Origin of the sequence: Sphingomonas canaveralia, assembly GCF_047238125.1 — a bacterium.
Classification (GTDB): domain Bacteria; phylum Pseudomonadota; class Alphaproteobacteria; order Sphingomonadales; family Sphingomonadaceae; genus JBDFMH01.
The window spans coordinates 908,256-929,355 of record NZ_JBDFMH010000001.1; the positions used below are offsets into that span (position 1 = coordinate 908,256).

The window sequence follows — 21,100 nt, forward strand, 5'->3', positions numbered from 1 at the left end:
TAAAGGCGGAACGATAGCGGGTCGCGCTGCGATTTGATAGACGTTGACCCTGCCGCCGCACCCTCCTAGTCACCCCGCCGTTTACCCGCCCGCCGACAACAGGAGCGCCAGCCTTGGCCGAGACCGAACCCGCGCGTCCACCCGAAGGAGCGACCGGGGCGTTGGTGCTCGCCGATGGCGCGATCCTGTGGGGCCGGGGCTTCGGCGCGGAAGGAGCCGCGGTCGGCGAGGTCTGCTTCAACACCGCGATGACCGGTTATCAGGAAGTGATGACCGACCCGTCCTATGCGGGCCAGATCGTCAACTTCACGTTCCCGCACATCGGCAATGTCGGTGCCAATCCCGAGGATGTGGAGGCGCTGAACCCCCATGCGCTGGGCTGCATTGTGCGCGAAGACGTCACCAATCCTTCCAACTTCCGCTCCGCCCAGCGCTTCGATGGCTGGCTGCGCAATAATGGCCGGATCGGGCTCTCGGGTATCGACACGCGCGCACTGACCCGTGCGATCCGTGTGAAGGGCGCGCCCAACGGCGTGATCGCGCATGCGCCCGACGGCCGTTTCGACGTGCCCGCGCTGCTCGATCAGGCGCGCAGCTGGCCGGGGCTGGAGGGCATGGATCTCGCCAAGCAGGTCTCCGCCACCCAGAGCTACAAATGGGATGACGGGCTGTGGACCCTGGGCGAAGGCTATGCCGCCCACGCCGCCAATCCGGATGGACCACATGTGGTCGCGATCGACTATGGCCTGAAGCGCAACATCCTGCGCAACCTGGTGGCGGCCGGGGCGCGCGTGACGGTGGTGCCCGCCACCGCGACCTTCGATGATGTCATGGCGCACCAGCCCGACGGCGTCTTCCTCTCCAACGGCCCGGGTGATCCGGCCGCGACCGGCGCCTATGCGGTGCCGGTGATCCGCGACCTGCTGACAGCGGGCAAGCCGATCTTCGGGATCTGTCTGGGCCACCAGCTGCTTGGCCTGGCGATCGGTGCGAAGACGTTCAAGATGCATCAGGGCCACCGGGGCGCCAACCATCCCGTCAAGCGCACTGCCGACGGACGCGTCGAGATCACCAGCATGAACCATGGCTTCGCGGTCGATGCCGACAGCCTGCCCGCCGACGCCGAGGCCACCCATGTCTCGCTGTTCGATGGATCGCTCGCCGGGTTGAAGCTTGCCAGCGGCAAGGCCTTTTCGGTCCAGTATCATCCCGAAGCCAGCCCCGGCCCGCAGGATAGCCACTATCTGTTCGATCAGTTCGTGGCTCAGCTGAAGGAACGCGCATGAGTGCCAAGATCGATCCGGCACGGATGGAAGAGGAATGGGCGGCGGACCAGGAAGTGCTGAAAAGCCTGGCCGAGAATGGCGACCGCGCCGAACTGGTTCGTCCCGTCGACGTCAGCTTCCGCGGCTCCGTCGAGGCGCTGGACCGGCTGGAGGATGCGGCCGAAGCGCTCGGGTTCGAGGTCGTCGATCGCGAAACCGACGATGATGGCACGCTCACCCTGTTCCTCGAGCGCGAACAGGCCGCCGATGCCGCCTCCATCAAGGCGCTGACCACCACCTGTCTCGAGATCGAAGCTGAATACGGCGTCGAATATGATGGCTGGGGTTGCACCGCTGAAACCGGATCCACGCACTGATGCCCAAGCGCACCGACATCTCCTCGATCCTGATCATTGGCGCGGGGCCGATCGTGATCGGCCAAGCCTGCGAATTCGACTATTCCGGCACCCAAGCCTGCAAGGCCCTGCGCGAGGAAGGCTATCGGATCATCCTCGTCAATTCGAATCCGGCCACGATCATGACCGATCCCGATCTGGCCGACGCCACCTATGTCGAGCCGATCACGCCCGAGATCGTGGCGAAGATCATCGATAAGGAGCGGCCCGATGCGGTGCTGCCCACGATGGGGGGGCAAACCGCGCTCAACACCGCGCTGGCGCTGTTCAACGATGGCACGCTGGCGAAATATGGCGTCCAGATGATCGGCGCCGACGCCACCGCGATCGACAAGGCGGAGGATCGCCAGAAATTTCGCGAGGCGATGGACCGGATCGGCCTGGAAAGCCCGCGTTCGGCGATCGCTCACAGCGTGAGCGAGGCGCTGGCAGCGCTCGATCATGTCGGGCTGCCGTCGATCATCCGACCAAGTTTCACCATGGGCGGGCAGGGCGGCGGCATCGCCTATAACCGCGAGGAATTCGTTGCGATCGTTACGTCGGGCCTGGACCTGTCGCCGACGACCGAGGTGCTGGTCGAGGAATCGGTCCTCGGTTGGAAGGAATATGAGATGGAGGTCGTACGCGACCGCCATGACAACTGCATCATCGTGTGCTCGATCGAGAATGTCGATCCGATGGGCGTCCATACCGGGGATTCGATCACGGTCGCCCCGGCATTGACGCTCACCGACAAGGAATATCAGATCATGCGCAACGCCAGCATTGCGGTGCTGCGCGAAATCGGTGTCGAAACAGGCGGTTCCAACGTCCAGTTCGCGGTCAATCCGAAGGACGGTCGGCTGGTCGTGATCGAAATGAATCCTCGTGTCTCGCGCTCGTCGGCGCTGGCTTCCAAGGCGACCGGCTTCCCCATCGCCAAGGTGGCGGCCAAACTGGCGGTCGGCTACACGCTGGACGAGATCGACAACGACATCACCGGCGCGACGCCGGCCAGCTTCGAACCGACAATCGACTATGTCGTGACCAAGATCCCGCGCTTCGCGTTCGAGAAGTTCAAGGGTGCCGAAAACAACCTGTCGACCGCGATGAAGAGCGTCGGCGAAGTCATGGCGATCGGCCGCAACATCCACGAGAGTTTGCAAAAGGCGCTGCGCGGGCTCGAGACCGGTCTTTCCGGTCTCAACAGCGTCGCCCATCTGGAGGGCGCATCGCGCGATGCGATCGAGGCGGCGCTGTCACGGGCGACGCCGGATCGGCTGCTGATCGCAGCACAGGCGCTGCGCGAAGGTTTCAGCGTCGACGACATCCATCGCATCGCGCGCTACGACCCTTGGTTCCTTGAGCGATTGGCTGAAATCGTCCACGCCGAACAGCGGGTCGCCAGCGAGGGGTTGCCGCGCGACGCGGCCGGGCTGCGCCGCCTGAAGGCGATGGGGTTCAGCGATCGTCGCCTTGCCCATCTCGCGCTGCAATCCGCCAACTTGCGGGGCATGGATCGGGCCCAGGCACGCGGGTCGGGCATCATCCACGATGCGATCGCGGCGATGACCGGAGGCGTTACCGAAGCAGAGGTGCGCAGCCTGCGGCACAAGCTGGGCGTGCGGCCCGTGTTCAAGCGGATCGACACCTGCGCCGCCGAGTTCGAGGCGAAGACGCCCTACATGTATTCCACCTATGAGGCACCGGCCTTTGGCGAGCCCGAGTGCGAGAGCCTGCCCAGCGACCGGAAGAAGGTTGTCATCCTGGGGGGTGGGCCGAACCGGATCGGGCAGGGGATCGAGTTCGATTATTGCTGCTGCCATGCCTGCTTCGCGCTGGCCGACGCCGGCTTCGAGACCATCATGGTCAACTGCAATCCCGAGACGGTGAGCACGGATTATGACACGTCCGACCGGCTCTATTTCGAGCCGCTGACGGTGGAGGACGTACTCGAAATCCTGCATGTCGAGCAGCAGAACGGCACGCTGCACGGCGTGATCGTGCAGTTCGGCGGGCAAACCCCCCTGAAACTGGCGCAGGAACTGGCGGATGCCGGTATTCCGATCCTTGGCACGAGCCCGGACGCGATCGATCTGGCCGAGGATCGCGAACGGTTCGCCGATCTGGTCTCTTCGCTCAAATTGCGCCAGCCCGCCAACGGCATCGCGCGCAGCCGCGACGAGGCGATCGCGGTGGCGGATCGGATCGGTTACCCGGTGCTGATGCGCCCCAGCTATGTGCTGGGCGGCCGCGCGATGGAGATCGTGGACGGCCCGGCCCAGCTTGACGACTATATCCAGACGGCGGTGCAGGTATCGGGCGATTCCCCGGTGCTGATCGATCAATATCTGCGCGATGCGATCGAAGTCGATGTCGATGCGATTTGCGACGGCACTGACGTCGTGGTTGCTGGCGTGATGCAGCATATCGAGGAAGCCGGCGTCCATTCCGGCGACAGCGCCTGTTCGCTGCCGCCGCACAGCCTGACCGCCGAGATCGTGGCGGAAATCGAGCGGCAGACCGTGCTGCTCGCCCATGCGCTGAAGGTGCGTGGATTGATGAACATCCAGTTCGCGGTGCAGGCGGGCGATGTCTATCTGATCGAGGTCAATCCGCGTGCGAGCCGCACGGTGCCGTTCGTCGCCAAGGCGATCGGCCAGCCTGTGGCGAAGATTGCCGCTCGGGTGATGGCGGGCGAGCGCCTCGCCGATCTGCCGGCGATCGATCGGCGGATCGACCATGTCGCGGTCAAGGAAGCGGTGTTTCCATGGGCGCGCTTCCCCGGGGTCGATCCCGTGCTCTCGCCAGAGATGAAGTCGACCGGCGAAGTCATGGGAATCGATGGTGATTTCGCGACTGCGTTCGCCAAGGCGCAGATCGGTGCGGGTACGATATTGCCGTCATCGGGCACGGTCTTCGTTTCAGTGCGCGACGGCGACAAGCCTGTGATCCTTCCCGCCGTGCGCGACATGATTGCGCTTGGCTTCCGGTTCGTCGCGACCGCAGGCACTGCCCGCTATCTCGAAAGCCAGGGCCTGCCGGTCGAGACGGTCAACAAGGTGGCACAGGGGCGGCCGCATATCGTCGATCGGATCAAGGACGGCGGTATCGCGATGATCTTCAATACGACCGAGGGCTGGCAGTCGCTCAAGGACTCCGCGTCGATCCGCGCATCGGCTGTTGCCGGGCGAATTCCCTATTTCACGACGGCGGCCGCATCGGTAGCCGCGGCGCAGGCGATTGCCGCCGTGGGTGGGCGCTCCCTTGAAGTGCGCGCGCTCCAGTCATATTATCGTCGTTCGCAGGTCTGACCCCAAACATAGATGAGGGACATGCGGGCGATCTTCGCACAAGATCGTCTGGGACAGTTTTTTTGACGAAAGGGCTTGGTCGATGGCGACCGTCGAGAAGTTGCCGATGCTGGAGATCGGCCAGCGGATGCTGACCGAGCAGCTGGCCGCGTTGCGCCAGGAGCGCCCACAGATTGTCGAGGCGATCGAGGAAGCCCGCGCGCACGGCGACCTATCCGAGAATGCGGAGTATCACGCCGCCAAGGAGCGCCAGGGCCAGATCGAGGCCATGATCGGCGATATCGAGGATCGCCTGAGCCGCGCACTGGTTATCGATCCCAAGACATTGTCCGGTGACAAGGTCGTGTTCGGCGCAACCGTGACTTTGCTCGACGAGGACGAAAAGCCCGTCACTTATCAGATCGTCGGCCAAACCGAGGCGGATGCGAAGACGGGCAAGATCAGCTATAACTCGCCGCTCGGCCGCGCCCTGATCGGGAAGAGCGTCGATGAGGACGTGGAGGTCACGGTTCCGTCCGGCGACCGTTATTACGTCATCTCCAAGATCGACTTCATCTGATCCAGCGCTGCGCGCATCCATTGCGCGCAGGGCTGGGCAGGGCCATCTCCTTCCCATGAGAATTGCGCCCCCGCGCGCCACTGCGGCGCTGATCGCTGCGACGGTCGTCAGCTGGATCGCTCAGTCCTTTGGGCTGCTCGGCGTGCACGTCGTGCCGGCAGCGGGGTTCATTCCCGCGCGTGTCTCCGGCCTGGCGCTGGATTGGGCCGCGCCCTTGTGGATCACGCCGCTCACTGCGACGATGCTTCATGGGGGATTGCTGCATGTCGGCCTGAACATGCTGATGCTGGGTTTCACCGGCCGCGCGGTAGAAGCTGTGCTGGGCACGCGCCAGTTCCTGCTGCTCTACGTCATATCCGCCTATGCTGCCGCCGCCGGGCAATTCATCGCGTCGCCCGGTGATATTGCGCCAATGATCGGCGCATCGGGCGCAGTCTCCGGGGTGCTGGCCGCCTATGTGATGATGTACGGCACCACCCCCGTCGCCCATGCCAATCCCAAGGTCGGGCGACTGCTGGCTGTGATTTGGGTGGTTGCCGCCTGGATCGGCATCCAATTGCTGACCGGGATCGCCTTTTCAGGCGGCGGCACCGGCATTGCGATCGCCGCACATATCGGCGGATTCCTGGCCGGAGTCGCGCTGACGCCGCTGATGCTCCGGCTACGTTGGCGACAGCGGGGCCTTAGCTGACGGGTCAGGCCGCGCCGGGCAGGTTCGGCTCGAGCAGCCGGTGCAGGTGCACCACGACATATTTCATCTCGGCATCGTCCACGGTACGCTGTGCGGCACCGCGCCAAGCCTTTTCGGCGGACGCGAAATCGGGAAACACCCCAACAAAATCGATCTTCTCGAGATCTTCGAAGTCCAGTCCGCGCGGATCCTTCACGCGTCCGCCGAACACCAGATGCAGCTTGCTCATCGTCGTTTCCCTGAAAAGCGATCGGCCGCCCGGTGGTGCCGGACGGCCGATCATACCCGCATTGTCGAGCAGACGCTCTAGCCGCGCTTGCGCATCAGCGCCACCAGCGCGTCGAACCCCTGCCGCTGGATCACGGCGTCGAAATCGGCCGCCTGGGTCAGGCTGAGGTTTATGCCGGCTACCGTGAGGTTGGACACCTTGTAGGCCGGGCCAGCCTTGTCGAGCGTCCACTCGGCGTTCACCGGCCGCGCTCCGGGCTTGGTCACGGTCGTCAATACCTTGGCGCCGTTCGGCGCCGGGATCGCGCGCACGACTTTCAGGTCGGCACGGGCGTAATCGAAAAGGCGATCGGCATAGGTGCCGATGATGAAGTTCGGAAAAGCGGCCTTGTAGGCAGCACGTTGGGCCGGCGTGATCTTGCCGGACCAGCGCCGGATCAATCGGTCGCCGATCGCATCGACAGCAAAATGCTGCGCGAGCAACGTGCGAAACTGTGCTTTCGCGGCAGTCTTGTTACCGGACCGCAGCGCCGCGAAGCCTTCGTCTGACAGAGTATCGACAAACCGGGCGGGGTCGCTGCTGTCGACAGCGAGGGAAGGCGTGGCGGTGGCGGTCACTGCCACAGCACCAGCGGCCATCAGGGAAATGTAACGCATCGTTCAAACTCCGTGACGGGCGCAGCAATCTGCGCCCGTCTCTATGGGGTCATGCCTTTTCGGACATGAATGGATGTTGAGCGGTCAGACGGTGGGCTTGCGCACCGCGTCCGCTGCTGCAGTACCGGCGGAACCCGCAGCCTTCGCGGCGATGTCCACCAACTTGTTGACCTGGTCTTTCGCTGCGTCCTTGTTCAGGCCACGCTCGTCCAAGGCAGCCAATCCTGCGTCGCGCGCCGCGCCGGCCGCCTCGCGCACCGCGCCGTTAAGCTTCGTGCCGATCGGGCCGAGTAATTCCTTTTCCTTGTCCGAACGCGGTACCAGAGCACCGGCGATCGCGCCCAATGCCAAGCCGCCGACAAGAGCCGCGATCGGATTGGACTCGATCGTCTGCCCCGTGGCACGTGCCGCGTCGCTCGCCTTTTCGCGGGCGGTACGATAAGCTTCTTCGGCCTTCTCGCGAGCGGTCTCCAACGTTTCCGTCGTCTTGTCCTTCGCGACGACATAACCGTCGTGAACGGCGTCGCGCGCGGCGGTCGTCTTCTCCGACAGCGTATCGCGAACGACGTGGGTCTTCTCAGACAGGGTATCGCGCACGGTAGCGAGCTTGCTCTGCGCGTGGCCGTTGTCCTGGCCGGTCTGGTCGATCGTTGCAGTCATGATCAGATCTCCTTCTCGGGGGCAGCGAACAGCGGATCGGGTCCGCGCACGCCCGTTTCGTCATTGTAACCTTCGAGCACGGAAGGGGTTGCGAGAGGCTCCGGCGTTTTGCGCGTCAGCCGGTCGATCATTGCAGCGAAGCCGCGGCGAAGCGGCTTCTGGACAACCAGTGCCACCGCCGCCGCCGCCGCCGCGCCGGCGGCGACAGGTCGCCGCCGGACCAGATCGACAGCATCGTCCGCAAACTCCTCGCCGCGCTCTCGCACCGTCTCTATGGCCGAGCGGGCGATATTGCGTGGATCGAGCCGGGTTTGCAGTGCTGCCAACGCTTCCGCCATCCCAGCGCGTGCCGTTGCCGCCTCCACCTGCGCCGCGCGCAGTTTTGCAGTCGCCCGGCTCATAGTCGACCGCCTTGGGTGACGGCGGCATGGGCCTCCTCGACGACCTCCACGGGCGCCTTCGGCGGGAAGGCTTGCTTCAGGCCGATCTTGGCCATGATGCCGGCCAGCACCAGCCCGGCAATGCCAACCAAGAAACCGGCTGCGACCGGACCGATGAACCGGCCGAGGCCGATCACAAGCCCGACCAGCAACATCACGACGGCAGCCTGCGCGACCAAGTAGGCGCCGGCCAGCAGACCGATCCCCACCCGGGCGCTTTCGACCCTGTGTTGAACACCGGCGATCTGCACTGCGATTTCGGCGCGCAGAAGCCGCTGAGCATTCTCGAGCAGGCGCGAGAACAGCGTGCCCAGCGGCGCATCATCGTCCGGTTTTGCCCCCGTCATGACGTCAGAGGACCACGCCGTCCGTCGTCGATCCCACCGTCGTCTTCGGCGCATTCGATGTGTGGGGTGGCGTGTCGAGGTCGGCGAGCGACTTGTCGGCGACGCCCTGCGCAGCATCGGCACCTGCCTTGATCACGCGCGCCACGACGAAGCCCAGCGCCGCGGCCGCCCCGATCGCAAGCGCGGGGCTTTTGCGGACGGCGTCGCGCGCTTCGGCGACCAGATCGTCGATATCCTTGTTACGCAGCGTCGTCGAAAGGCCGGAGATGGCCTGCGCGGCCTGACGGGCATAGGCACCATATTGCTCGCCCACCTTTTCATCGATCTGGCCGGCCGCATCCTCGACAAGGCGTGATACGCCGTCGAGCGCATCGGTCGCCTTGTCCTTGCCCTGAACCGCATAGGTGCGTGCCTTGTCGGCAGCCTGGCCCTTCAGATCGGTCGCTTTTTCGGCGATCTTGTCCTTCGCGGCCTGGGTCCGGCTGGACGGCTCGGTCTGGTCGAAGGACGGGTTCGTCGTATCATCGACGCCAGCACCGGTGATGATGCTGTCGGTGCCTTCGGGGAAGCCATTGTTGGCCATCTTCTGTCTCCGTGGAAATTGGTTCGGAGCAACAACATCCGCCGGCCCGCGCCTGTTCCATCTCGGCCAGGAGAATTGCCTATCCAGATCATGGCCGATAGAGCGCGAGCCGAAACCAGTCCAGCGAGAAAGGTTCGTATCCGAAATGACCGCGATCGTCGATATCCATGCCCGCCAGATTCTCGACAGCCGCGGCAATCCCACGGTCGAAGTCGATGTGACGCTGGAGGACGGCAGCTTCGGCCGCGCGGCAGTGCCGTCAGGCGCATCCACCGGCGCCTATGAGGCAGTCGAGCTTCGCGATGGCGATAAGGCACGCTGGGTCGGCAAGGGGGTGGAGAAGGCCGTCGAGGCGGTGAACGGTGAATTGGCGGTCGAGCTTGAAGGGCTGGAGGCCGAGGACCAGTCCGAGATCGACGCCGTGATGATCGAGCTGGACGGGACCGAGAACAAGTCGCGGCTGGGCGCCAACGCGATCCTCGGCATCAGCCTGGCGACGGCGAAGGCCGCGGCGGAAGCGCGCGGCTTGCCGCTCTATCGCTATGTCGGCGGCACTGCGGCGAACGTGCTGCCGGTGCCGATGATGAACATCATCAACGGCGGCGCACATGCCGACAATCCGATCGACTTCCAGGAATTCATGATCATGCCGGTCGGCGCGGAGAGCTTCTCCGAAGCGCTGCGCTGCGGAGCCGAAATCTTCCACACGCTGAAGAAGGCGCTCCACGACAAGGGTCTGGCCACGGCGGTCGGTGACGAGGGCGGCTTCGCCCCGAACCTTGCATCCGCACCCGACGCGCTCGACTTCATCATGAAATCGATCGAGCAGGCCGGCTATCGTCCGGGCGAGGATGTCGTGCTGGCGCTGGACTGTGCGGCCACCGAATTCTTCAGGGACGGCGCCTATCATCTGGATGGCGAAGGCCGGACACTTTCGCCGGACGAGATGGCCGCCTATCTCGCTGATCTGGCTGCCCGCTACCCGATCCTGTCGATCGAGGACGGCATGGGCGAGGACGATCGCGCCGGCTGGAAGGCACTGACCGATCGCATCGGCAAGACCGTGCAGCTGGTCGGCGACGATCTGTTCGTCACCAATCCGCATCGTCTGTCGGATGGCATCGCCGAAGGGCTCGCCAACTCGCTGCTGGTCAAGGTCAACCAGATCGGCACGCTATCCGAGACGCTCGAGGCAGTCTCGATCGCGCAGCGCGCGGGCTATACCGCCGTTATGTCGCACCGGTCGGGCGAAACCGAGGACTCGACGATCGCCGACCTCGCGGTCGCCACCAACTGCGGTCAGATCAAGACCGGGTCGATGGCGCGTTCGGATCGGCTGGCTAAGTATAATCAGTTGCTGCGGATCGAGGAGGAGCTGGGCGCGATCGCTCGATATCCCGGGCGCGCTGCGTTGAAGCGGTGAGCCGCATTTTCCGCTTGCTTCGCGGCCGTCATCCTGATTCTGTGGCGGCCATGAAGCGCACCCGTTTCAACCGTCGCCTGCTGGTTTCTGCCGCGATTCCTGCGGTCGGCCTGCTGCTGCTCGCCTATTTCGTCGGCTCGGCGGTGATCGGCCCGAACGGCGTGATGGCGTTCGGCGACTATCGCCGGCTGAAGGAACAGCGCGCGGTGGAGCTGCAGCAGGTCCAGGCGGACCAGCAGAAGCTGCACGCCCGGCTCGCATTGCTGGATCCGCGGCGCGGGGTCGATCCCGATCTGGCGGACGAGCTCGTTCGCCGCCGAACTGATCAGGTTCGCGAAGACGAAGTGATCGTCCGCCGCCGCTGATCGCGGTGCCGCGCGGTTGCGGAGCCGCGCGTCGCAGGCCTATAGACTGCCGCACGATAATCCAGCTCGAGGAGCCCGATCCCTTGGCAAAGGCAGCCCAGCCGCGCGCCGCGAAACCCGCTCCCGCCCGCAGCCGCGCGCCGCGAGCCGCGGCCGAACCCGCCGCACCGCCCGCGACCCCGAACCGCGAGCGACCGGCCGAACCACAGCGTTACGAAGCGTCCAAGGCGGAGCTGCTCGAATTCTACCGCCAGATGCTGCTGATCCGTCGTTTCGAGGAGAAGGCGGGCCAGCTGTACGGGCTCGGCCTGATCGGCGGTTTCTGCCATCTCTATATTGGGCAGGAAGCCGTGGCGGTCGGGCTCCAGTCCGCGCTCGAGGTGGGCAAGGATTCGGTGATCACCGGCTATCGCGACCATGGCCATATGTTGGCTTATGGCATCGATCCCAAAGTGATCATGGCCGAGCTCACGGGGCGCGCCGCCGGCATCTCTAAGGGCAAGGGCGGGTCGATGCACATGTTCTCGACCGAGCATAAATTTTATGGCGGGCACGGAATCGTCGGCGCGCAGGTGAGCCTGGGGACCGGCCTGGCTTTCGGCCACAAATATTCGAACGATGGCGGCATCGCGATGGCCTATTTCGGCGATGGCGCTGCCAACCAGGGCCAGGTCTATGAATCGTTCAACATGGCCGAGCTGTGGAAGCTGCCGATCATCTTCGTGATCGAGAATAATCAATATGCGATGGGCACCTCGGTCAATCGCGCATCGTCCGAAGACCAGCTGTATCGCCGCGGCGAAAGCTTCCGCATCCCCGGCATCCAGGTCGACGGAATGGACGTGCTGGCGGTGCGCGGTGCCGCCGAGGAAGCGGTGAAGTGGGTGCGTGCCGGCAAGGGACCCGTGCTGCTCGAACTCAAGACCTATCGCTATCGCGGTCATTCGATGTCCGACCCGGCGAAATATCGCTCGCGCGAGGAAGTCCAGTCGGTGCGCGACAAGTCCGACCCGATCGAGCATGCGAAGAAGGAGCTCGAGGCGCTCGGCGTGAAGGAAGACGAGCTGAAGGCGATCGAGAAGGAGATCAAGGCGATCGTCGCCGAGTCCGCCGATTTCGCCGAGGAAAGCCCCGAGCCCGATCTGGCGGAACTGCACACCGACATACTGGTCGGCAGCTACCCCTGATCGCCGGCTTTTCCTCGCCCGAACGCCCCGCCTTTCCCTGAAAGTCAGACCATGTCGATCGAACTGAAGATGCCCGCGCTTTCGCCCACGATGGAAGAGGGCACGCTCGCCAAATGGCTCGTCAAGGAAGGCGATGCGGTCAAGTCGGGCGATATCCTGGCCGAGATCGAGACCGACAAGGCGACGATGGAGTTTGAAGCCATCGACGAGGGCACGATCGCGAAGATCCTGGTGTCGGAAGGCACGGACGGCGTGAAGGTCGGTGAGGTGATCGCGATCATCGCCGAGGAAGGCGAGGATGCCGGCGCGGCCGAAGCACCGCAAAAGGAGAACGCTCCCGAGAAGCCCGCCGCGAAATCGGACGACAAGCCCGGCGAAAAGGCGTCGGGCGACAAGGCGGCCGCGCCTGCACCGGAGGGCGGCGAGGCGGCCCCGGGTCAGATGGAAACAGGCGCGCGTGATCTGGTTGCAGCGGTGGAGAAGACCGAAGTGCGCGACCCGGAGGTGCCCGCCGGCACCGAGATGGTGAAGACCACGGTCCGCGAAGCGCTGCGCGACGCAATGGCCGAGGAGATGCGCGGCGACGATCGCGTGTTCGTGATGGGCGAGGAAGTCGCGCAATATCAGGGCGCCTACAAGGTTACGCAGGGGCTTCTGGACGAGTTCGGCGATCGTCGCGTGATCGATACCCCGATCACCGAATATGGTTTCGCCGGCGTGGGCGCAGGCGCCGCGATGGGCGGGCTGCGGCCGGTGATCGAATTCATGACCTTCAACTTCGCGATGCAGGCGATAGACCACATCATCAATTCGGCGGCGAAGACCAACTATATGTCGGGCGGTCAGATGCGCTGCCCGGTCGTGTTCCGCGGCCCCAACGGTGCCGCGGCGCGCGTGGGCGCGCAGCACAGCCAGAATTACGGGCCCTGGTATGCCAGCGTGCCCGGCCTGATCGTGATCGCACCCTATTCGGCGGCGGATGCCAAGGGGCTGCTCAAGGCCGCGATCCGCTGCGAGGATCCGGTCGTGTTTCTCGAGAACGAGCTGCTCTACGGGCAAAGCTTCGAGGTGCCAAAGCTCGACGATTATGTGCTGCCGATCGGCAAGGCACGGATCGTGCGCGAGGGCGCGGACGTCACGCTCGTCAGTTACACGATCGGCGTCGGCGTCGCGCTGGAGGCCGCGGGCAAGCTGGCCGAGGAGGGCATTGAGGCGGAAGTGATCGACCTGCGCACGCTGCGCCCGCTCGACACCGAAACCGTGCTCGCCAGCCTGAAGAAGACCAACCGCATGGTCGTGGTCGAGGAAGGGTGGCCGACCTGTTCGATCGCCAGCGAGATCATTGCGATCGCGATGGAACAGGGCTTCGACGATCTCGACGCGCCCGTGCTGCGCGTGACCAACGAAGACGTGCCGATGCCCTATGCCGCCAATCTTGAAAAGGCGACTTTGGTCAACGCGGCGGCGGTGGTGAAGGCGGCGAAGACGGTCTGCAACCGCTGACCGCCCGCCCGGTCAGGCAGTGAACTTGTCGCAAGTCGATCGCGCGGAGGCGGGGATGCCGCCCGACTGGATCACCTGGTTCACGCGTTGCCGCACGTTGAAGGCGCTCTGATACTTCAGCACCTTGCTGCCGAGCAGATCCCGGCCGAACGGTGACAGCGCCTGATAGCGATACTCGACCTCGACGAACATCATGGCAGTGCCCGGTGATGCCTTGATCGCGTTGTTCGCAGGGCCAAGGCCATCGCGCAGAACCGCATTGTTCTGGCCGGTCCCTTCCGGGCCATAGGCGGAAACGAAATTGCGCATGCCGGCGCAGCGCTGCCAGCGGATATACTGCCCCTGCAGCGCGGGATTGGTTTCGGCGTTGTTTTCAACGCTGGACAGGATGATCCGGCCGTTGCGCGCGAACCCGATATCCTGGCCGACGAACTTGGCACCTTCCATCAGTTCGTTGACGTCGACTTCGGTAATTGTCTCTCGCACGCGGGCGGCGTTATCCGCCGCCGTCATCGCGATCTGGCTCACGCGCAGGTTGGCAACGCCATAATTCGCCACTTCGAGCCCGGTCAGGCCGAGCGACAGCAGCACCGGCAGCGAGACCGCGAACTCGATCATGGCCAGGCCGCGTTCGTCGCTGCGCAGCCGGCGAGCCAGGGTGGCGAGGCGGGGCAGGAGATCAGCTTTCATATTTGCACTCGGGGAAGGATTGGGTGCCATAGGGCTGGTTGCGCAGCACGGTGTTCGCAGAAACTGTCTGCCAGTTGCTCCAGCCCAGCATCCTGGTGAGCGGCATCGTCCGTTCGAACCGGATCTGGACCGTGTAGAAGATGATGTCGTCGGACCCGCCCAGCCCGATCCGGCCCGATGTCGCGGCGCCGTCGCGGACATTGTTGCGGTTGTCGTCGAAATAGCAGTCGACACCGCGATCATAGACGGTGTTCGCGGGCGAGGAGAGCTCGCGATACTTCTCCATCTTGTTGACGCCGGAAAAGTCCGAATAGCTCTTCTTGATCACTTCCACATTGTCGGCTGTGGCGAAATGGCTCGCCTCGCGCTTCACATAGGCGTCGATCTGCTCCTGCGTCATATCGCCGACGGTGGCGAAGCGTGCCGCGCGATGCAGCGCCCCTTCGAGCACGGACGAGGCGTAGGACCGATAGCCCAGGTCGAACAATGCGAGCAGCGTCATCACGAGGAGCGGGGCGACGAAGCCGAACTCCAGGATGGTGACGCCGCGCGCATCGTCGCGCAGGCCCCGCAGCGGGAGACGCTTTCCGATCACTGCGTCAGCCTCAGCGCGCCGATATTCTTGCCGATTTCGGTGAACTTGGCGATCAGCGTCGCCTTGTTCGCGGCAGTCGATGCCTGGGTGCTGCTGCTCGCGCAGTTGGTAAGATCGGTATCGAGGCCGCTGGCGAAGGCAATGACCCACACCGACACGTTCATCGATTTCACCCGGTTGCACATCAGCCGGAAGCGCTGCTTGTGACGGGCATCCTGATCGGTGTCGCTGCCGGCCGCGCCGACGCGGTTGTCCCACACCTCGATGCCATAGGTGCTGTAAAGCGTCTGCCCGGTGTCGAGATAGCCGTCCGTCATGAAGATCAGATGCTTGGTCACGGGCATGCCGTTGTAGCTGGTGGGGTTGTCCGCACCGAAGATGCCGCCGGACGAGATGAACCGCGCACCCCAGATCATGCCATTGTCATGATAGGTGCCGCCCGTCGGAGCGAGCGTATTCAGATAGGCGGAAAGCTCGGTACGGTCGTCCCACTTCTGGAGCCGCTTGGCAGGCGCCGGGCAGGCGACCTGCGGCTTGGCGCCGGTCGTGGTGCTGCTCGTGCTGGTCCGGTAATACTCCTGCTCCGGCCAATAGGGACGCCACTTGCTTCCGGCCTCCGCATCGCTCGGCACCATATCGACGTTCAGGTCGAACGCCTGATCGTTGATCGCGGCGCTGGTCGCGGTCAGCGCGCTCGAGGTCTTGCGCTCCTCGATGCAGCCTGCCCACGTTGATGTGACGAGCGTCGCCTTGCCCTTGCCGTTATTCTCGTTGGTGGCGTCGGTCGGTCGACCAGTCTTGGTGACCACGGCATTGCCGGCCTTGTACAAGCTGGTATCGCGCGTGACAGGGCCATACTTCCAACGATAGTTTGGCGTGCTGACTTTGGTATTGGTGCGCGTCTGGGTCTGCGTCTGCGTACGCTTGTCCACCCGACAGTCGCGCGTCGTGCCGCTCGTCGTGCTAACGCCCCATTGATACCTGTACTGCGTCCGCGAGCTGGTCTGGGTCTGATTGAAGGTCTCGGTCTGCACACCGTCTTCGTCAGTATTGGTCGTCGCGGCGGCTGGATTGTCTGCTGTTGTCGTGACAGCCGACGGGTTGGGCGACGGAACGCGGGCCGAACAGTTGGCTTCCGTCATCTTGGTCGAGGTGTAGCTGTGCTGGGCCCATGCGGTGTTGTTGACGCCCGCGCCGGTCCAGTTGCTATCGAAAGTCGTGTAGGTGCCGTTGGTCGTGTTCGTGCTGGCCCAGGTGCCATCCGGTTCGCGGACGCGCGACTGGTAGGTCCAGCTGCTCTCGATGTAGTTCGGGCTGGCCGCATAGACCGCCGCGCCCACGTTGATGCCGCTCGAATAGGGCACGATCCCGTAGCGCATCCGCATGTTGACCGAAGGCTGGTGGAGCCGATCCTGCACCGGCTTCAGCTGGTCGTAGAGCGCCAGCACAGCTTCCTTCAGCGCCGCCATCCGCAATTCTGCGCGGACAGTGGTAACGCCGACCTGGCTCGGGTTCGCATTGACCCAATTGGAGCAGGTGGCGGCGTCGTCGCTGGGCAGGCAAGCCATCGATCCGGTGACGTCGAGCACCAGCATGATATCGGTGTTGACGAAATCCTGCTTGGCATCGCAGCTCACTGTCAGCGGCAGCGCGGCATAGCCAAACAGGCCCATCACCGTCGTGGGGATCATGCTGTGGGCCGTCACGACGACTGTCGTCGCATTGGTTGGCGATGCCGCGACCGTGGGTTCGAACCCCTTTGCGCCGAACGCCGCAGTGCCATCGACACCGACCTGGCCGGTGTTGAAGTTGAACTTGAAGAACTTCTTCGCCTCCGTGATCACTGCTTCGTCCACAGTGCCGTTGGTCATCGCACGGCGGCCTGCCAGGGCGCCCGCATCGCAGGCCTGCTGGAGCCGCTCGCGCGCCATGTAGCCGCGCGACATGTCAACGCCGCCGCCGATCAACGCGGTCAGCGGCACCAGGGCCGCGCCCACGATCGCAAAGGTGTTGCCGGTCGTGTCGCGCCGCAGACGGGCCAGAAATCCGGGTCCCCGCTTGTCATTTGCAGTGTTGCTGTCGGTCATCTCGATTGCCCTGCTCGGCGGACGGTCCGCGTGATTAGGCCAGCGGTTTGCCGAAAAATGGCTAAGGGGCTGTCTCGCAATCCGGTTAATCGCTCGTTTGCCACAAATCCGGTGGCGGGCGTGGTGGCGCGATTGGAGCGGCTTTCGCGTCGGTATGTTCACACGCTACGGCATGGGGATGAGCGAACCGCAACTCGACGATCCCGAACGCGCGCTGGTACTGGCCTATGTTCCTGCCGAAGTCCGCCCGGCGCTGACGACGCTGTGGCGTCTGGACGAGAGGCTCGGCCGCGTGCTGCGCACCACGTCCGAGCCCCGCATCGGGCAGATCAGGCTCGCCTGGTGGCGGGAAGCGCTGAACCGGCTGGATGTTGCGCCACCGCCGGCGGAACCGCTACTGGCGGAAGTCGCCGCGACGGTGCTGGTGCGCGGCATCGCCGGCAGCGCGTTGGCAGACCTTGCAGATGGCTGGGTGCCGCTGCTGGCGTCACCGGTGGATGACGAAGCGCTGGCGCTTCACGCGGTCGAGCGCGGGGGCCGACTTTTCGCCTTGGCGCAGACACTGCTCGGTATCGATGACGACCCGGCGGTCGATCGCGCGGGGGAGGGCTGGGCGCTCGTCGATCTGGCGCGGCGCAGCGACGATCCCGCGCTTGCATCGCGCGCGCTGGCGATGGCGCGGCAACGGCTTGCGGGCAAGCGTCGCTGGCGGCCGGCAGAACGTCCGCTGGGCATGCTGGCGGTGCTGGCCGCGCGCGATGCGCAGCGTGGCGTCAGCCGGCAGGGATCGCCCGGCCGGCTGGCGCGCATGCTCTGGATGCGCCTGCGCGGGCGCTGACGTCAGTTCGCAGGCGTGGGCGGCACCGGGCCGAGCGGCGTGCGATCGAACGCCAGTTCGGACAGCATGACGGCATAGGCCGCCACATTCTGGCGAAGCTGTTCGGGATCGACCTTATCCAGCGTATCGTCCGGCGTGTGGTGATAGTCGAAATAGCGGGTGCCATCCTGCGAGAAGGCGATCACCGGCACGCCGGTCGCCGCTAGCGGCCCGATGTCGGACCCCCCGCTTGCCAGATTGTTGCCGCGCGCGATGCCCAGCGGCTCCAGCGCGGTCGCCAGCTTCGCGACCACGGGCAGCGCCGCTTCGCTGACCTTGCTGCTCATCTTCCAGATCCGGTCCGCGCCGAAGTCGCTCTCGGCCAGTACGACATGGCGATCGGCTCGATGCGCCTCGAGATAGGCCTTGCCGCCGAACAGGCCGACCTCCTCAGCCCCGAACCAGACGACGCGGATCGTGCGCTGCGGGCGGCGGCCGCTGTCCTTCACCAGCTTCGCTGCCGCCGCCACGATCCCGCAGCCGGATGCATCGTCGATCGCACCGGTACCCATATCCCAGCTGTCGAGATGGCAGCCCACTAGGACGATATCCTTCGTGCGGCCGGGCACCTCGGCAATCACATTGCCCGACTGCCGGTTGCCGATCTGCCGCGGGGTCAGCACCAGCTTCATCCGCACCGGCTTGCCGCGCGCAAAGATTCGCTCGATCTGCTCGGCATCGGGCAGCGACAGCGCGGCGGCCGGTATCGGCGTGACGCCGGGATCGAAAGTCTGCACGCCGGTGTGCGGATTGCGATGCATGTCGGTTCCGATCGACCGGATCACGATCGCCGCCGCACCCTTGGCGCTCGCGATCGACGGACCCTGGCGGCGCGCGCCGCCGAACGCGCCATAGCTCGACCCGTCCTGTGTCGCCGTCATCCGGTGCGACACGAACACGATCTTGCCGCGTACCTGGGCTGGTGTAGCGGCCTTCAGCGCTTCCAGCGTGTCGAACCGCACCACTTCAGCCTCCAGCCCTTCCGCGGGTGTCGCGCCGCTGTTGCCGAGAGCCGTCAGCACCAGCCGCTGCGGGAAGGGGGCGGTGATCTCGGCTCGCTCCTCGCCGCGCTCCCACACCGGCATGTCATAGGGCTCGATCCGCACGTTCGCGAAGCCCAGCGCCTTGAGCCGATCAACCGACCAGGCGCGTGCTGCGGCCTCGCGCTCGGTTCCGGCTGGGCGGGGACCGACCTCGGTGGTCAGGCCTTCAGTGATGTCCCAGGCGGTATCGTCCTTCAGCGCGGCATCGCGGATCATGGCGGTCGGGTCCTTCGATGCCGGCGGGGCGGCGAAGGCAAAGCTGGCCATGGCGACCAGCGGCAGGGCGGAAGCGGAAAGCGCGAGCGGCAGCGAGATCATGGTGGCGTGCGTCCCATCATTGTCGTTGGCACCGCCACGCCCGAGCGCGCGGCCGCCGTCAACCCCCCGCGGCGCCGATGCTACCGCTTTGAACTTGGTCGCGGCTTCCGCTAGGGACGCGCGCAATATCCCAGCGAACCGATCCGGAGACCGCCCAGTGGCCGCGCAATACGCCTTCGTGATGAAGGACATGACCAAGACCTTTCCCGGCGCGCCGAAGCCGGTGCTGTCGAACATCAATCTGCAATTCTATCAAGGCGCGAAGATCGGCATCGTCGGCCCCAACGGCGCCGGCAAATCGACGCTGATGAAGATCATGGCCGGCATCGACAAGGATTTCTCGGGCGAGGCCTGGCCCGGCGAGAACATCACGGTCGGCTATCTGCCGCAGGAACCCGAGCTCGATCCGACCAAGACGGTGCTCGAGAATGTGAAGGATGGCGCGCGCGAGACGGCCGACCTGGTCGATCGGTTCAACGCGATCTCGAACGAGATGGGCGATCCGAAGGACGACACCGATTTCGATGCGCTGATGGAGGAGATGGGCGAGCTGCAGGCAAAGATCGACGCGGTCGATGGCTGGACGCTCGACAATCAGCTCGAGATCGCGATGGAAGCGCTGCGCTGCCCGCCGAGCGACTGGTCAGTGGAAAATCTGTCGGGCGGTGAAAAGCGGCGGATCGCGCTGACCCGGCTGCTGATCCAGAAGCCGTCGATCCTGCTGCTAGACGAACCGACCAACCATCTCGACGCCGAAAGCGTGAAGTGGCTGGAGAACCACCTCAAGGAATATGCCGGCGCGGTGCTGATGATCACCCACGACCGCTATTTCCTCGACAATGTCGTTGGCTGGATCCTCGAGATCGATCGCGGCAAATATTTCCCCTACGAAGGCAACTACTCAACTTATCTCGAAAAGAAGGCGAAGCGCCTCGAGCAGGAGGAGCGCGAGGAATCCGGCCGGCAGACCGCGATCCGCAACGAGCTCGAATGGATCCGGCAGGGCGCCAAGGCGCGCCAGACCAAGTCGAAGGCGCGTATCGCGAAATTCGATCAATTGGTCGAGGCATCGAACAACCGCGCGCCCGGCAAGGCTCAGATCGTCATCCAGGTGCCCGAGCGGCTGGGCGGCAAGGTGATCGAGGTCGAGAATGTCTCGAAGGCCTATGGCGACAAGCTGCTGTTCGAGAATCTATCGTTCACGCTGCCGGCGGGTGGCATCGTTGGCGTGATCGGCCCGAACGGCGCCGGCAAGTCGACGCTGTTCAAGCTGATAACCGGCCAGGAGACGCCGGACAGCGGTACGGTCGACCTCGGCACCACGGTGCGGCTCGGCTATGTCGACCAGAGCCGCGATCATCTCGACCCGAAAAAGAATGTATGGGCCGAGATTTCGGATGGGCTGGATTATATGAAGGTCAACGGGCACGACCAATCGACCCGTGCCTATGTCGGCGCCTTCAACTTCAAGGGTGCGGACCAGCAGAAGATCGTCGGCAAGCTATCCGGCGGCGAACGCAACCGGGTGAACATCGCCAAGATGCTGAAAAAGGGCGGCAACGTCCTGCTGCTCGACGAGCCGACCAACGATCTCGACGTCGAGACGCTCGGTGCGCTGGAAGAGGCGATCGAAAATTTCGCGGGCTGCGCGGTGGTGATCAGCCATGATCGCTTCTTCCTCGATCGGCTAGCGACCCACATCCTCGCATTCGAAGGCAATAGCCACGTCGAATGGTTCGAGGGCAATTTCGAAGCCTATGAGGAGGACAAGCGCCGCCGCATGGGCGACGCGGCCGATCGCCCGACCGCGCTGGCCTACAAGAAATTGACGCGCTGATCGGGCCTTCAGGCTCCTCGCTGAAAGGCGGCCGGC

At 64.7% G+C, this 21,100-nt stretch carries 21 protein-coding genes; 11 read left to right on the forward strand and 10 right to left on the reverse strand.

Annotated elements, in window-relative coordinates:
* Positions 1-113 precede the first annotated feature (113 nt).
* The 5 genes from carA (at position 114) to ABC347_RS04330 (ending at position 6,224) form a co-directional block, all read left to right on the forward strand.
* A complete protein-coding gene (gene carA, locus ABC347_RS04310) occupies positions 114-1,286 on the forward strand; it encodes a glutamine-hydrolyzing carbamoyl-phosphate synthase small subunit (protein ID WP_413244506.1) in 1,173 nt (390 codons plus the stop codon).
* On the forward strand, positions 1,283-1,642 hold the full coding sequence (locus tag ABC347_RS04315; protein ID WP_413244507.1) for a ribonuclease E inhibitor RraB: 360 nt from the start codon (positions 1,283-1,285) through the stop codon (positions 1,640-1,642). Before carA ends, ABC347_RS04315 begins: the two co-directional genes overlap by 4 nt.
* Positions 1,642-4,974, forward strand: coding sequence for a carbamoyl-phosphate synthase large subunit (gene carB / locus ABC347_RS04320; RefSeq protein WP_413244508.1), 3,333 nt, complete (start codon positions 1,642-1,644; stop codon positions 4,972-4,974). The genes ABC347_RS04315 and carB overlap by 1 nt, the downstream gene beginning before the upstream one ends.
* Positions 4,975-5,056: 82 nt before the next feature.
* Positions 5,057-5,533, forward strand: a complete 477-nt coding sequence (gene greA / locus ABC347_RS04325) for a transcription elongation factor GreA (RefSeq protein ID WP_413244509.1) — start codon at positions 5,057-5,059, stop codon at positions 5,531-5,533.
* Positions 5,534-5,588: 55 nt separating this feature from the next.
* Positions 5,589-6,224, forward strand: coding sequence for a rhomboid family intramembrane serine protease (locus tag ABC347_RS04330; RefSeq protein WP_413244510.1), 636 nt, complete (start codon positions 5,589-5,591; stop codon positions 6,222-6,224).
* A gap of 4 nt (positions 6,225-6,228) precedes the next feature.
* Here ABC347_RS04330 and ABC347_RS04335 read toward each other — a convergent pair whose 3' ends face one another.
* The 6 genes from ABC347_RS04335 to ABC347_RS04360 form a co-directional block, all read right to left on the reverse strand.
* On the reverse strand, positions 6,229-6,453 hold the full coding sequence (locus ABC347_RS04335) for a DUF4170 domain-containing protein (RefSeq protein ID WP_413244511.1): 225 nt from the start codon (positions 6,451-6,453) through the stop codon (positions 6,229-6,231).
* Positions 6,454-6,530: 77 nt separating this feature from the next.
* Positions 6,531-7,109 (reverse strand): MlaC/ttg2D family ABC transporter substrate-binding protein, encoded by a 579-nt coding sequence (locus ABC347_RS04340; RefSeq protein WP_413244512.1) that lies wholly within the window; start codon positions 7,107-7,109, stop codon positions 6,531-6,533.
* Positions 7,110-7,193: 84 nt separating this feature from the next.
* A complete protein-coding gene (locus ABC347_RS04345; RefSeq protein WP_413244513.1) occupies positions 7,194-7,769 on the reverse strand; it encodes an ElaB/YgaM/YqjD family protein in 576 nt (191 codons plus the stop codon).
* Positions 7,770-7,771: 2 nt separating this feature from the next.
* The gene (locus ABC347_RS04350; RefSeq protein WP_413244514.1) at positions 7,772-8,170 is read right to left on the reverse strand and encodes a DUF3618 domain-containing protein; all 399 of its coding nucleotides are present in this window, start codon (positions 8,168-8,170) and stop codon (positions 7,772-7,774) included.
* The gene (locus ABC347_RS04355) at positions 8,167-8,556 is read right to left on the reverse strand and encodes a phage holin family protein (protein WP_413244515.1); all 390 of its coding nucleotides are present in this window, start codon (positions 8,554-8,556) and stop codon (positions 8,167-8,169) included. Before ABC347_RS04355 ends, ABC347_RS04350 begins: the two co-directional genes overlap by 4 nt.
* A 4-nt stretch (positions 8,557-8,560) precedes the next feature.
* Positions 8,561-9,139: a hypothetical protein gene (locus ABC347_RS04360; RefSeq protein WP_413244516.1), complete on the reverse strand. Its 579-nt coding sequence runs from the start codon at positions 9,137-9,139 to the stop codon at positions 8,561-8,563.
* 145 nt (positions 9,140-9,284) lie between these two features.
* Here ABC347_RS04360 and eno point away from each other — a divergent pair, with 145 nt between their 5' ends.
* The 4 genes from eno to ABC347_RS04380 all read left to right on the forward strand — a co-directional run bounded on the left by eno (position 9,285) and on the right by ABC347_RS04380 (position 13,617).
* Positions 9,285-10,562, forward strand: a complete 1,278-nt coding sequence (gene eno / locus ABC347_RS04365; RefSeq protein ID WP_413244517.1) for a phosphopyruvate hydratase — start codon at positions 9,285-9,287, stop codon at positions 10,560-10,562.
* 50 nt (positions 10,563-10,612) lie between these two features.
* Positions 10,613-10,927, forward strand: coding sequence for an FtsB family cell division protein (locus tag ABC347_RS04370; protein ID WP_413244518.1), 315 nt, complete (start codon positions 10,613-10,615; stop codon positions 10,925-10,927).
* An 83-nt stretch (positions 10,928-11,010) separates the two neighbouring features.
* A complete protein-coding gene (pdhA, locus tag ABC347_RS04375; protein WP_413244519.1) occupies positions 11,011-12,114 on the forward strand; it encodes a pyruvate dehydrogenase (acetyl-transferring) E1 component subunit alpha in 1,104 nt (367 codons plus the stop codon).
* A gap of 51 nt (positions 12,115-12,165) precedes the next feature.
* Positions 12,166-13,617: a pyruvate dehydrogenase complex E1 component subunit beta gene (locus tag ABC347_RS04380; RefSeq protein ID WP_413244520.1), complete on the forward strand. Its 1,452-nt coding sequence runs from the start codon at positions 12,166-12,168 to the stop codon at positions 13,615-13,617.
* Between the two features lie 12 nt (positions 13,618-13,629).
* On the opposite strand, the gene ABC347_RS04385 is transcribed toward ABC347_RS04380, so the two are convergent.
* The 3 genes from ABC347_RS04385 to ABC347_RS04395 are packed head-to-tail and all read right to left on the reverse strand — an operon-like array spanning position 13,630 to position 16,989.
* Complete coding sequence (locus ABC347_RS04385; protein WP_413244521.1) at positions 13,630-14,307, reverse strand: TadE/TadG family type IV pilus assembly protein; 678 nt, start codon at positions 14,305-14,307, stop codon at positions 13,630-13,632.
* Positions 14,297-14,902 (reverse strand): TadE/TadG family type IV pilus assembly protein, encoded by a 606-nt coding sequence (locus ABC347_RS04390; RefSeq protein ID WP_413244522.1) that lies wholly within the window; start codon positions 14,900-14,902, stop codon positions 14,297-14,299. Before ABC347_RS04390 ends, ABC347_RS04385 begins: the two co-directional genes overlap by 11 nt.
* Positions 14,899-16,989 (reverse strand): TadE/TadG family type IV pilus assembly protein, encoded by a 2,091-nt coding sequence (locus tag ABC347_RS04395; RefSeq protein WP_413244523.1) that lies wholly within the window; start codon positions 16,987-16,989, stop codon positions 14,899-14,901. The genes ABC347_RS04390 and ABC347_RS04395 overlap by 4 nt, the downstream gene beginning before the upstream one ends.
* A 178-nt stretch (positions 16,990-17,167) precedes the next feature.
* Here ABC347_RS04395 and ABC347_RS04400 point away from each other — a divergent pair, with 178 nt between their 5' ends.
* The gene (locus ABC347_RS04400; RefSeq protein WP_413244524.1) at positions 17,168-17,827 is read left to right on the forward strand and encodes a squalene/phytoene synthase family protein; all 660 of its coding nucleotides are present in this window, start codon (positions 17,168-17,170) and stop codon (positions 17,825-17,827) included.
* A 2-nt stretch (positions 17,828-17,829) separates the two neighbouring features.
* Here ABC347_RS04400 and ABC347_RS04405 read toward each other — a convergent pair whose 3' ends face one another.
* The gene (locus ABC347_RS04405) at positions 17,830-19,176 is read right to left on the reverse strand and encodes a M20/M25/M40 family metallo-hydrolase (protein WP_413246999.1); all 1,347 of its coding nucleotides are present in this window, start codon (positions 19,174-19,176) and stop codon (positions 17,830-17,832) included.
* A gap of 208 nt (positions 19,177-19,384) precedes the next feature.
* Between ABC347_RS04405 and ettA the strand changes: the two genes are divergently transcribed.
* Positions 19,385-21,064, forward strand: a complete 1,680-nt coding sequence (ettA, locus tag ABC347_RS04410; RefSeq protein ID WP_413244525.1) for an energy-dependent translational throttle protein EttA — start codon at positions 19,385-19,387, stop codon at positions 21,062-21,064.
* Positions 21,065-21,100: the final 36 nt, after the last annotated feature.

What these genes read in the sequence shown, in the direction of transcription:
- ABC347_RS04315 (WP_413244507.1), top strand. Translation starts at nt 1,283, where the DNA reads ATGAGTGCCAAGATCGATCCGGCACGGATGGAAGAGGAATGGGCGGCG.
- carB (WP_413244508.1), top strand. Translation starts at nt 1,642, where the DNA reads ATGCCCAAGCGCACCGACATCTCCTCGATCCTGATCATTGGCGCGGGG.
- greA (WP_413244509.1), top strand. Translation starts at nt 5,057, where the DNA reads ATGGCGACCGTCGAGAAGTTGCCGATGCTGGAGATCGGCCAGCGGATG.
- ABC347_RS04330 (WP_413244510.1), top strand. Translation starts at nt 5,589, where the DNA reads ATGAGAATTGCGCCCCCGCGCGCCACTGCGGCGCTGATCGCTGCGACG.
- ABC347_RS04335 (WP_413244511.1), bottom strand. Translation starts at nt 6,453, where the DNA reads ATGAGCAAGCTGCATCTGGTGTTCGGCGGACGCGTGAAGGATCCGCGC.
- ABC347_RS04340 (WP_413244512.1), bottom strand. Translation starts at nt 7,109, where the DNA reads ATGCGTTACATTTCCCTGATGGCCGCTGGTGCTGTGGCAGTGACCGCC.
- ABC347_RS04345 (WP_413244513.1), bottom strand. Translation starts at nt 7,769, where the DNA reads ATGACTGCAACGATCGACCAGACCGGCCAGGACAACGGCCACGCGCAG.
- ABC347_RS04350 (WP_413244514.1), bottom strand. Translation starts at nt 8,170, where the DNA reads ATGAGCCGGGCGACTGCAAAACTGCGCGCGGCGCAGGTGGAGGCGGCA.
- ABC347_RS04355 (WP_413244515.1), bottom strand. Translation starts at nt 8,556, where the DNA reads ATGACGGGGGCAAAACCGGACGATGATGCGCCGCTGGGCACGCTGTTC.
- ABC347_RS04360 (WP_413244516.1), bottom strand. Translation starts at nt 9,139, where the DNA reads ATGGCCAACAATGGCTTCCCCGAAGGCACCGACAGCATCATCACCGGT.
- eno (WP_413244517.1), top strand. Translation starts at nt 9,285, where the DNA reads ATGACCGCGATCGTCGATATCCATGCCCGCCAGATTCTCGACAGCCGC.
- ABC347_RS04370 (WP_413244518.1), top strand. Translation starts at nt 10,613, where the DNA reads ATGAAGCGCACCCGTTTCAACCGTCGCCTGCTGGTTTCTGCCGCGATT.
- ABC347_RS04380 (WP_413244520.1), top strand. Translation starts at nt 12,166, where the DNA reads ATGTCGATCGAACTGAAGATGCCCGCGCTTTCGCCCACGATGGAAGAG.
- ABC347_RS04385 (WP_413244521.1), bottom strand. Translation starts at nt 14,307, where the DNA reads ATGAAAGCTGATCTCCTGCCCCGCCTCGCCACCCTGGCTCGCCGGCTG.
- ABC347_RS04395 (WP_413244523.1), bottom strand. Translation starts at nt 16,989, where the DNA reads ATGACCGACAGCAACACTGCAAATGACAAGCGGGGACCCGGATTTCTG.
- ABC347_RS04400 (WP_413244524.1), top strand. Translation starts at nt 17,168, where the DNA reads ATGAGCGAACCGCAACTCGACGATCCCGAACGCGCGCTGGTACTGGCC.
- ABC347_RS04405 (WP_413246999.1), bottom strand. Translation starts at nt 19,176, where the DNA reads ATGGCCAGCTTTGCCTTCGCCGCCCCGCCGGCATCGAAGGACCCGACC.